Source organism: Acidovorax sp. (assembly GCF_016783915.1).
GTDB lineage: Bacteria > Pseudomonadota > Gammaproteobacteria > Burkholderiales > Burkholderiaceae_C > Acidovorax.
This window is the reverse complement of sequence record NZ_JADHVT010000156.1, coordinates 1-10345: the sequence shown is the minus strand read 5'-3', so window position 1 is coordinate 10345 and position 10345 is coordinate 1. Positions and strand designations below refer to the sequence as shown.

Sequence of the window (10345 nt, the reverse complement as noted above, 5' to 3'; positions counted from 1 at the left end):
GAGCACATCATCGACTTCCTCGAAATCCAGGCCTACCGCAAGACCCCCGTGGGCCAACTGCCCTACGGCCTGCAAAAGCGCGTGGACCTGGGCCGGGCCCTGGCCATGGAGCCACAGGTGCTGCTGCTCGATGAACCCATGGCCGGCATGAACGTGGAGGAAAAGCAGGACATGTGCCGCTTCATCCTCGATGTGAACGACGAGTTCGGCACCACCATCGTGCTGATCGAGCACGACATGGGCGTGGTGATGGACATCAGCGACCGCGTGGTGGTGCTCGACTATGGCAAGAAGATCGGCGACGGCAGCCCCGACGAAGTGCGCAGCAACGAAGACGTGATCAGTGCCTACCTCGGCACGTCGCACTGATCAGGAGAACAACACATGGCATTCTTTCTCGAAACACTGATCGGCGGCCTCATGGCCGGCATGCTGTATTCGCTGGTGGCGCTGGGTTTTGTGCTGATCTACAAGGCCTCGGGCGTGTTCAACTTTGCGCAGGGCGCCATGGTGCTGTTTGCAGCGCTGGCCATGGCCCGCTTTGCCGAATGGATCCCCAAGTGGACGGGCATCGACAACCCCATCGTGGCCAACCTGGCTGCCTTCGTGATTGCGGGTGCCATCATGTTCGTAGTGGCCTGGCTGATTGAAAAGCTGGTGCTGCGCCACCTGGTGAACCAGGAAGGCGCCACGCTGCTCATGGCCACACTGGGCATCACCTACTTCATGGAAGGCCTGGGTCAGACGCTGTTCGGCAGCGACATCTACAAGATCGACGTGGGCATGCCCAAGGAGCCCATCTTTGCCCTGGAGTCCATGTTCCAGGGCGGCATCCTGATCAACAAGGAAGACGTGATTGCCGCGGCCATTGCCGCCGCGCTGGTGGCACTGCTGTCGGTGTTCTTCCAGAAGACCTCTACCGGCCGCGCACTGCGCGCCGTGGCGGACGACCACCAGGCGGCCCAATCCATCGGCATCCCTTTGAACCGCATCTGGGTGATCGTGTGGTGTGTAGCCGGTGTCGTGGCCCTGGTGGCCGGGATGATCTGGGGCAGCAAGCTCGGTGTGCAGTTCTCGCTGACCACCGTGGCGCTGCGTGCGCTGCCCGTGGTGATCCTGGGCGGCCTCACCTCGGTGCCCGGCGCCATCATCGGCGGGCTGATCATCGGCGTGGGCGAGAAGCTCTCGGAGGTGTACCTGGGTCCATTCGTGGGCGGGGGCATCGAGATCTGGTTTGCGTATGTACTGGCGCTGGTGTTTCTTCTCTTCAGGCCCCAAGGCTTGTTTGGAGAAAAAATCATTGACCGCGTGTAACCCATAACAACAAGAACAGGAGACTTCCATGCTCTACCGCGAAAACGGCCAGTTCAAGACCAGCTACCGCGCCGATCAGCAGATCTTCCCGATCTCGCAGGACCGCATTGCCATCGGCATCATCCTGGCCATTGCCTTCATCGCCGTGCCCATGCTGGCCAGCGACTACATCTTCCGCGCCATCCTGATCCCCTTCGTCATCATGGCGCTGGCGGCCCTGGGGGTGAATATCCTGGTGGGCTACTGCGGCCAGATCTCGCTGGGCTCGGGCGCCTTCATGGCCGTGGGGGCCTACGGCGCCTACAACTTCTTCGTGCGCTTTCCGGGCATGCCGCTGATTCCGGCACTGATCCTGGGCGGACTGTGCGCCACGTTCTTCGGCATCCTGTTCGGGCTGCCCAGCCTGCGCGTCAAGGGGCTGTACCTGGCCGTGGCCACGCTGGCCGCGCAGTTCTTCAGCGACTGGATGTTCCTGCGCATCAAGTGGTTCACCAACAACTCCGACTCGGGCTCGGTGTCGGTCAACAACCTGCAGGTGCTTGGCATGCCCATCGAAAGCGCTACCAGCAAATACCTGTTCTGCCTGGCGTTGCTGGTCATCGTGGCCCTGCTGGCCAAGAACCTGGTGCGCGGCGCCATTGGCCGCGAGTGGATGGCGATTCGCGACATGGACGTCGCCGCCGCCGTGATCGGCATCCGCCCCATGTACGCCAAGCTCAGCGCGTTTGCGGTCAGCTCGTTCATCGTGGGCATGGCCGGTGCGCTGTGGGCCTTTGTGCACCTGGGCGCGTGGGAGCCAGCAGCCTTCTCGGTGGAAATCTCCTTCCGCCTGCTGTTCATGGTGATCATCGGCGGGCTGGGCTCGATCATGGGCGGCTTCTTTGGTGCGGCCTTCATCGTGGTGCTGCCCATCGTGCTCAACCAGTTCCTGCCGGCCTTCATGGGGCTCTTTGGCATCGAGGTGTCCACGGCGGGCGTCTCGCACGCCGAACTGATGATCTTCGGCGCGCTGATCGTGTGGTTCCTGATCGTGGAACCCCATGGCCTGGCCAAGCTGTGGTCCACCGCCAAGCAAAAACTGCGTCTGTGGCCCTTTCCGCATTGATAGGCCCACGCTGCAGGAAACCCCTTACTCGCAATTCCCGATACGTCCCTGTCGCATTGCCGCGTTAACTGTCTATCTGTTCTGTTTTCCCCCGTGCTTCAACACATTCATCCAAAGGAGACATCCATGAAGCTTTCGAAAATCGTGATCGCCGCTGCGGTGGTTGCTGCCGGTGCATCGTCCATCGCGACGAGCGCCTTCGCACAAGCCAAGGAGCAGTTCTTCCCGCTGCTGTCGTACCGCACCGGTCCCTATGCGCCCAACGGCGTCCCATGGGCCAACGGCAAGCAGGATTACATCAAGATGATCAATGCCCGCGACGGCGGCATCAATGGTGTGAAGCTGACCTTTGAAGAATGTGAAACGGGCTACGCCACGGACCGCGGCGTGGAATGCTATGAGCGCCTCAAGAGCCGCCCTGGCGTGTCGCTGTTTGACCCGCAGGCCACCGGCATCACGTTTGCGCTGACCGAAAAAGCCCCCGTGGACAAGATTCCGCTGATGACGCTGGGCTACGGCCTGTCGGTGGCGCAGGACGGCCAGGCGTTCAAGTGGAACTTCCCGTTCATGGGCAGCTACTGGACCGGCGCCGACATCCTGATCCAGCACATCGGCAAGGCCAATGGCGGCCTGGACAAGCTCAAGGGCAAGAAGATCGCGCTGGTGTACCACGACAGCCCGTTTGGCAAGGAGCCCATCCCGCTGCTGCAGGAGCGCGCCAAGATGCACGGCTTTGAGCTGCAGATGCTGCCCGTGACCGCACCCGGCGTGGAGCAAAAAGCCACCTGGCTGCAAGTGCGCCAGAGCCGCCCCGACTACGTGCTGCTGTGGGGCTGGGGCGTGATGAACTCCACCGCCCTGAAGGAAGCCCAGGCCACTGGCTACCCCCGCGACAAGATGTACGGCGTGTGGTGGGCCGGTGCCGAGCCCGATGTGCGTGACGTGGGCGAAGGCGCCAAGGGCTACAACGCTCTGGCACTGAACACCTCGGGCCAGCAGCCCAAGGTGATCCAGGACATCCTGAAAAACGTGCACGACAAGGGCCAGGGCACGGGTCCCAAGGACGAAGTGGGCTCGGTGCTGTACACGCGCGGCGTGATCATCCAGATGCTGGCCGTCGAATCGGTGCGCCGCGCGCAGGAGCGTTTTGGCAAGGGCAAGGTCATGACCGGCGAACAAGTGCGCTGGGGCATGGAAAACCTGGCCCTGGACCAGAAGAAGCTGGACGCGCTGGGCTTTGGCGGCGTGATGCGTCCCCTGTCCACCAGCTGCGCCGACCACATGGGCTCCACCTGGGCGCGCGTGCACACCTGGGACGGCAACAAGTGGAACTTCTCGTCCGACTGGTACCAGGCCGATGAGCAGATCCTCAAGCCCATGGTCAAGGCCGGTGCGGACAAGTACCTGGCGGACAAGAAGATGACGCGCCGGGATGCGGCGGACTGCCAGAGCTAAGCACATCCCCCTGAGCGGCTTTGCCGCTTCCCCCTTCTCTCTTAGCGCTTCGCGCTGCGGGAAGGGGGACAACGCCAGCGCGGCGGGGCGGCCCTTGCGCGGCGTTCCTCGCTTGGGCTGCGACGGTTTTTACGGCCAGTGGTTCGCGGTTGCGCTCTCGGGGGCAGCCGCCAATCCAAAGGGTTGTGCAACAACCCTTTGGATTGGTACAGGAAGGCAACACCATGGACTCCAACAGCAACATTGTTCTCAACGTCAACGGCATCGAGGTCATCTACAACCATGTGATCCTGGTGCTCAAGGGCGTCTCGCTGCAGGTGCGCGAGGGCTCTATCGTGGCCATCTTGGGGGGGAACGGGGCGGGCAAGACGACGACCCTGCGCGCCATCTCCAACCTGCTGCAGGGCGAGCGCGGCGCGGTCACCAAGGGCTCCATCGAGCTGCGCGGTGAGCGCATCGAAAACCTCTCCCCCGCCGACCTGGTGCAGCGCGGCGTGGTGCAGGTAATGGAGGGGCGGCACTGTTTTGCCCACCTGACGATTGAAGAGAACCTGATGACGGGCAGCTACACCCGCACCAGCAAGGCCGAGATCGCGGCCAACCTGGAGAAGGTCTACAACTACTTCCCGCGCCTCAAGACCCGCCGCACGTCGCAGGCGGCCTACACCTCGGGCGGCGAGCAGCAGATGTGCGCCATCGGACGCGCGCTCATGGCCAACCCCAGCATGGTGCTGTTGGACGAGCCATCGATGGGCCTGGCCCCACAGATCGTGGAGGAGGTGTTCAACATCGTGAAGGACCTGAACACCAAGGAGAAGGTCACCTTCCTGCTGGCCGAGCAGAACACCAACATGGCCCTCAAGTACTCGGACTACGGCTACATCATGGAAAGCGGCCGCGTGGTGATGGACGGCGCCGCGAGCGACCTGGCCAACAACGAGGACGTCAAGGAGTTCTACCTGGGCGTGGGCGGCGGCGAGCGCAAGAGTTTCAAGGATGTCAAAAGCTACAAGCGGCGCAAGCGCTGGTTGGCTTGAGGAGCCCCCTGTGGCGCTGCGCGCCTTCCCCCTCAGGGGGACGTACCCCGCGGCCTGGCAAAGCCAGTTCCACGGGTGCGCTGGTGGGTTAGCGCGGGTGCCCAGGGCCGTGTTCTTTTTCAGACCTCGAACGAAATCACTCTCAATCTCATAGCTGCTTACGCTTGGTTGAAAAGCGCTAGAGGCATATTTCACTCAAACAACCTCACAAGGAAACCCAGGCATGAGCACGTTCTATGACGCCCTGGAAACGCGAAGCCCCGCCGAGCGCGAGGCGGCGCTGATGGCTGCGCTGCCGCAGCAGATCGCCCATGCCCAGAAGGCATCGCCCGCATTTGCCGGCATCCTGGCTGGCGTGGATGCAACCACCATCACCGGCCGCGCAGCCCTGGCGCAACTTCCCGTCACGCGCAAGTACGAATTGCTGGAGCGCCAGCAGGCGGGCCGTGCCACCAACGTGTTCGGCGGTTTCAGCGCGTTGTGCTTTGGGCCGGGCATGACCCGCGTGTTCGCCAGCCCCGGCACCATCTACGAGCCTGAGGGCACGCGGCGCGACTACTGGCGCATGGCGCGGGCCATCCACGCCGCAGGCTTTCGCAGCGGCGAGCTGATCCACAACAGCTTCAGCTACCACTTTGTGCCTGCGGGCTCGATGATGGAAACCGGCGCACACGCGCTGGGCTGCACCGTCTTCCCTGGCGGCACGGGCCAGACTGAACAGCAGGTGCAGGCCATGGCCGAGCTGCAGCCTGCGGGCTACATCGGCACGCCCAGTTTTCTGAAAATCATCGTCGAGAAGGCTGCCGAGATCGGCGTGGCGCTGCCCACAGTGACCAAGGCCCTGGTTTCGGGCGAGGCCTTCCCGCCCTCGCTGCGCGACTGGTTTGCCGAGCGTGGCATCGCGGGCTACCAGTGCTACGCCACCGCCGACCTGGGCCTGATTGCGTATGAAACCTCGGCCCGCGAAGGCCTGGTGCTGGATGAAGGCGTGATCGTCGAGATCGTGCGTCCCGGCACGGGCGACCCCGTGCCCGAGGGTGAGGTGGGCGAGCTGGTCATCACCACGCTCAACCCTGACTACCCGCTGATCCGCTTTGGTACTGGCGACCTGTCGGCGGTGCTGCCGGGCCAGTGCCCCACCGGCCGCACCAACACCCGCATCAAGGGCTGGATGGGCCGGGCCGACCAGACCACCAAGGTGCGCGGAATGTTCGTACACCCCGGCCAGATCGCCACCATCGCGCGGCGCTTTCCACAGGTGCAGCGCGCCCGGCTCGTGGTCAGCGGCGAGATGGCCAACGACCAGATGGTGCTGCAGGTGGAGACCACCGAAACCGCCGAGGGCCTGGCCCACCAGCTCAGCGACGCCATCCGCGAAGTGACCAAGCTGCGCGGCGAGGTGCAGATGGTGCCCCCGGGCACACTGCCCAACGATGGCAAGGTCATCGAAGACGCGCGCAGCTACAAGTAGCCCCTGAGAGCCCGCTGGCGTGCTCGCAGGGTCGGCCGGAGCGCGGCGCGAGCCGGTGCTGGCTACGCATGCAGGCGCCCAAAAGATGTGCATGCACATCAGTGGCCAGGACATCGCGCCAGCCCTTGCGGCAGCGCAAAACATGTCCACTTTGCGCGCCGGGGTACCGCAGTGTTTACCCTTACAAGTGCTATATTTTATATAGCATTTGAGCCAATAAGCATCTGCACCACAGGCCTCTTTGGCTTAAAGACCATATGGCTTGTGTGCTACGTACTATCCGCAATGTTGCCGGAAATGCCCCTCGCTATCATGGCCCGTCATTTACAGGAGCACCCATGAAAACAACGCTGAAACTCGCCCTCGTCGCTGCCGCTGCAGTGGCCGCCTTTGGCGCCCATGCGCAGGACTTCCCCGCCAAGGACAAGACAGTCACCCTGGTGGTGCCCTTTGCGGCGGGTGGCCCCACCGACCGTGTGGCGCGCGACCTGGCTGAGGCGCTGCGCAAACCTTTGGGCGCTACGGTGGTGGTGGACAACACCGCCGGCGCAGGCAGCTCCATCGGTGCTGCCCGCGTGGCCCGCGCTGCGCCAGATGGCTACACGCTGCTGCTCAACCACATTGGCATGTCCACCATGCCTGCGCTGTACCGCAAGCTGTCGTTCAGCGTGCCCAACGACTTTGAATACCTGGGTATGGTCAACGAAGTGCCCATGACGTTGATCGCTCGCCCCACCATGCCAGCCAACAACTTCAAGGAGTTGACGGCCTGGATCCAGCAGAACAAGGGCAAGATCAACCTGGGCAACGCGGGCCTGGGCGCGGCCTCGCACCTGTGCGGCCTGATGTTCAAGTCCGCTCTGCAGACGGACATGACGGATGTGCCTTACAAGGGCACGGCCCCCGCCATCACCGACCTGATTGGCGGCCAGATCGACCTGCTGTGTGACCAGACCACCAACACCACCAGCCAGATCGAAGGCAAGAAAGTCAAGGCGTACGCCGTGACCACCGCCAAGCGCCTGACCACACCCGCGCTCAAGGACCTGCCCACTCTGGCCGAATCGGGTCTGAAAGACTTCAACGTGAGCATCTGGCACGGCCTGTACGCCCCCAAGGGCACGCCAGCCGACGTGCAAAAGAAGATCAACGAAGCCCTCAAGGTCGCGCTGAAGGATCCTGAATTCATCAAGAAGCAGGAAGCTCTGGGCGCCGTGGTCATCACCGACAAGCGCATTGAAGGCGCCGAGCACAAGAAGTTTGTGGCTGCCGAGATTGACAAGTGGGGTGCCGTCATCAAGGCCGCTGGCACCTACGCAGACTAATCCCATCGTCCCCGGGCAGGCTCGCCATGCGAGCGCTGCCCCCCTTTAAAAGCCGCCGCGTCGCACGATGCGTTGCGGCTTTTTTCATGGGTGTACGGTGGTGTACCAACCGCGCAATGCGCGAGACCCGCGCCCCCTGCAGATGCGCCGCAGCGACGGGATTGGGGTTATCCATCTGCACCAACCGCAACAGCGCGCGTAGAACCAGTACAGACAGACCTCCCCCCTTCCAACAAGGACCCCCATGGCACGCATTTCCGTTCACGCCCCCACCCGCCCCTCCGTCGCAACGGTTGCTGCCCATCCACGCGCGCGCCGCCAGGTGCTGGTCCTGGCCGCCACCAGTGCCATCGCGCTGGCAGGCGCTGCGGCGCTGTTGCCCTCGACCGCACGCGCCCAGGGTGCATGGCCCACCAAGCCCGTGCGCATCGTTGTGCCCTTTGCGCCCGGTGGTACGACCGACATCCTGGCCCGCGCCATGGCACCCGAGCTGTCCAAGGCCTTCGGCCAGCAGTTCATCGTGGACAACCGCGCCGGCGCTGGCGGCAACGTGGGTGCCGAGATCGTCGCCAAGTCGCCCGGCGACGGCTACACGCTGTTGATGGGCACCGTGGGCACCCACGGCATCAACCGCGCGCTGTACGCGAAGCTGCCGTACGACCCCATCAAGGACTTTGTGCCCATCACCATGGTGGCGGCTGTTCCCAATGTGATGGTGATGAATGCCGACAAGGCCAAGGCCCAAGGCATTCACAACGTGCAGGATTTCATCCGGGTGGCCAAGGCCAACCCCGGCAAGATGAACATGGCCTCCAGCGGCAACGGCACGTCGATCCATCTGGCCGGCGAGCTGTTCAAGAGCATGACCGGCACCTTCATGCTGCACCTGCCCTACCGTGGCTCGGGCCCGGCACTCATGGACATGGTGGCAGGCAACGCAGACGTGATGTTTGACAACCTGCCCTCGTCGATGGCGCAGATCAAGGCAGGCAAGCTCACCGCACTGGCCGTGACCAGCTCCGAGCGCTCAGGCGCGCTGCCCGATGTGCCCACGGTGGAGCAGGCCGGTGGACCCACCCTCAAGGGCTACGAGGCCAGCTCCTGGTTCGGCCTGCTGGCCCCGGCTGGCACCCCCACCGATATCGTCAACCGCATTCAGCAGGAAGTCGCCAAGTCCCTGGCCACGCCGGCCATGAAGGAGCGGCTGCTGGCCCAAGGCGCAATCCCCGGCGGCAACACCCCGGCCGAATTTGCCAAGCACATCGACAACGAGCACAAGAAGTGGGCGCAGGTGGTGAAGACGTCAGGGGCAAAGGTGGATTGATGGCTCCGTCACCCAGGCCACTCGCCCATCGGCGATGGGCCTGGGTCAGGCCTGCGCGCAATCACAGGACGCCACGGTAGCCTTCTCAAAACCTGCTACCGATCAGAGTACCTGCGATCAGGTCACACACCCCAGACCACATCCACATCCGCCGCAGCACTGCGCTTGAGCATTTCGATGAACGGCGCAACACGCTGGCGCAAGCGCACGGCCTCGTTGAGTTCTTCAGCCGCGGCCTCATCGTTTTCCTGGGCTTCGGGCTGGGCTTCGTCGGCGATCACGGCCGCTTCCAGCGCTGCAATGGCGCCGGGAATCTGGGCAGCGGTCACGATGCCGCTGGTGCCGGGGGTCTTGCCGATGATGGCCACGATCTGGCGCCCCTGGGGTTCGAGCATGATCAGGTCGGCAGTCGCGCGGGATTTGAACTTGTAGAGCATGGTCAATGGCCTATCGGAGGAGGTTGCCAGGGTCCGCATACATGTAGTCGCGGGTGAACGGATAGCTCGATTGTGCGCCTGGCATAAGGCATCTGGCCGTGTCGCCATCCGGTTTGATGGCCAGTCGTTGATGCAACGCCATCCAGCCACGTTCAAAACCCAGGGCGCTGCCCGCAAGATGCAGGCGGTACGCACGCAAGACCTTACCACCCTGCTCCACCCCACCTTGTGCGACCAGCACCTCACGGGCTGCAGGCAATCGGGCTTCGAGCCCGTCGGACCCCGCCCACAGCGTGCGCACGTAGTGCGGGCGCAGGTTCTCGGTGTCCACCATCTCCAGGCCCGCCCGGGCCATGTCGCGCAGCACCGTGCTTAGCTGCAACAGTTCGCCGCCCGGGAAGATGTATTGCTCGATGAAGTCACCCATGCCCGCGCCCAATTGCGCGTTGTCCATCCCGCCCGCCGTGATGCGGTGGTTCAGCACCAGCCCGCCCGGACGCAGCAGTCGGGACACTGTCTCAAAGTAACGCAACATCTGCGCGCGGCCCACATGCTCGAACATGCCCACCGGAGCGATCTTGTCGAAGGCTTGCTCCACCTGCAGCTCGCGGCAGTCCGCCAGCTGCATGCGCACGCGCCCCTGCAGCCCGCGCTCTTCAATGAGCCGCAGCACATGCACATGCTGGTTGCGCGTGACAGGGTGATGCCGGTGGCGTCCACGCGATAGTGCTCGGTCGCCCACAGCACCAGGCCGCCCCAGCCCGCGCACATGTCCAAGAAACGGTCGCCGGGTTGCAACTGCAGCTTGCGGCAGATGTCGTCGAGCTTGGCCTCTTGTGCCTGGGCCAGCATCAGGTCGGGTGAACGGTAGTAGGCA

The 10345-nt window shown here is 63.7% G+C and carries 9 protein-coding genes and 1 pseudogene; 8 read left to right on the top strand and 2 right to left on the bottom strand.

All coding sequences use genetic code 11. The annotated features are described in order from the left end of the window. The 8 genes from ISS20_RS20645 to ISS20_RS20610 all read left to right on the top strand — a co-directional run. Window positions 1–369: ATP-binding cassette domain-containing protein (locus tag ISS20_RS20645; protein ID WP_291439109.1), on the top strand; the 369-nt coding region annotated here is incomplete at its 5' end. A gap of 15 nt (window positions 370–384) precedes the next feature. After that, entirely contained in the window at window positions 385–1314 is a 930-nt protein-coding gene (locus tag ISS20_RS20640; RefSeq protein ID WP_274107406.1) for a branched-chain amino acid ABC transporter permease, read from the top strand. Window positions 1315–1342: 28 nt separating this feature from the next. After that, window positions 1343–2419, top strand: coding sequence for a branched-chain amino acid ABC transporter permease (locus ISS20_RS20635; RefSeq protein WP_291439107.1), 1077 nt, complete (start codon window positions 1343–1345; stop codon window positions 2417–2419). 126 nt (window positions 2420–2545) lie between these two features. Beyond that, the gene (locus ISS20_RS20630; RefSeq protein ID WP_291439105.1) at window positions 2546–3874 is read left to right on the top strand and encodes an ABC transporter substrate-binding protein; all 1329 of its coding nucleotides are present in this window, start codon (window positions 2546–2548) and stop codon (window positions 3872–3874) included. Between the two features lie 224 nt (window positions 3875–4098). Then, window positions 4099–4911 (top strand): ABC transporter ATP-binding protein, encoded by an 813-nt coding sequence (locus ISS20_RS20625; RefSeq protein WP_056060067.1) that lies wholly within the window; start codon window positions 4099–4101, stop codon window positions 4909–4911. A gap of 223 nt (window positions 4912–5134) precedes the next feature. Further along, window positions 5135–6382, top strand: a complete 1248-nt coding sequence (locus ISS20_RS20620) for an AMP-binding protein (protein ID WP_291439103.1) — start codon at window positions 5135–5137, stop codon at window positions 6380–6382. Between the two features lie 338 nt (window positions 6383–6720). Beyond that, window positions 6721–7707 (top strand): tripartite tricarboxylate transporter substrate-binding protein, encoded by a 987-nt coding sequence (locus tag ISS20_RS20615; RefSeq protein WP_291439101.1) that lies wholly within the window; start codon window positions 6721–6723, stop codon window positions 7705–7707. Between the two features lie 244 nt (window positions 7708–7951). Beyond that, entirely contained in the window at window positions 7952–9031 is a 1080-nt protein-coding gene (locus ISS20_RS20610; protein ID WP_291439099.1) for a tripartite tricarboxylate transporter substrate binding protein, read from the top strand. Between the two features lie 122 nt (window positions 9032–9153). On the opposite strand, the gene ISS20_RS20605 is transcribed toward ISS20_RS20610, so the two are convergent. Together ISS20_RS20605 and ISS20_RS20600 are read right to left on the bottom strand one after the other, a co-directional pair. Then, on the bottom strand, window positions 9154–9468 hold the full coding sequence (locus ISS20_RS20605; RefSeq protein WP_291439096.1) for a DUF1840 domain-containing protein: 315 nt from the start codon (window positions 9466–9468) through the stop codon (window positions 9154–9156). 10 nt (window positions 9469–9478) lie between these two features. Beyond that, window positions 9479–10345: pseudogene (locus tag ISS20_RS20600) on the bottom strand (class I SAM-dependent methyltransferase); the annotation flags it as partial.

Coding starts and splice junctions, on each gene's coding strand:
- ISS20_RS20640 (WP_274107406.1), top strand. CDS start 385: ATGGCATTCTTTCTCGAAACACTGATCGGCGGCCTCATGGCCGGCATG.
- ISS20_RS20635 (WP_291439107.1), top strand. CDS start 1,343: ATGCTCTACCGCGAAAACGGCCAGTTCAAGACCAGCTACCGCGCCGAT.
- ISS20_RS20630 (WP_291439105.1), top strand. CDS start 2,546: ATGAAGCTTTCGAAAATCGTGATCGCCGCTGCGGTGGTTGCTGCCGGT.
- ISS20_RS20625 (WP_056060067.1), top strand. CDS start 4,099: ATGGACTCCAACAGCAACATTGTTCTCAACGTCAACGGCATCGAGGTC.
- ISS20_RS20620 (WP_291439103.1), top strand. CDS start 5,135: ATGAGCACGTTCTATGACGCCCTGGAAACGCGAAGCCCCGCCGAGCGC.
- ISS20_RS20615 (WP_291439101.1), top strand. CDS start 6,721: ATGAAAACAACGCTGAAACTCGCCCTCGTCGCTGCCGCTGCAGTGGCC.
- ISS20_RS20610 (WP_291439099.1), top strand. CDS start 7,952: ATGGCACGCATTTCCGTTCACGCCCCCACCCGCCCCTCCGTCGCAACG.
- ISS20_RS20605 (WP_291439096.1), bottom strand. CDS start 9,468: ATGCTCTACAAGTTCAAATCCCGCGCGACTGCCGACCTGATCATGCTC.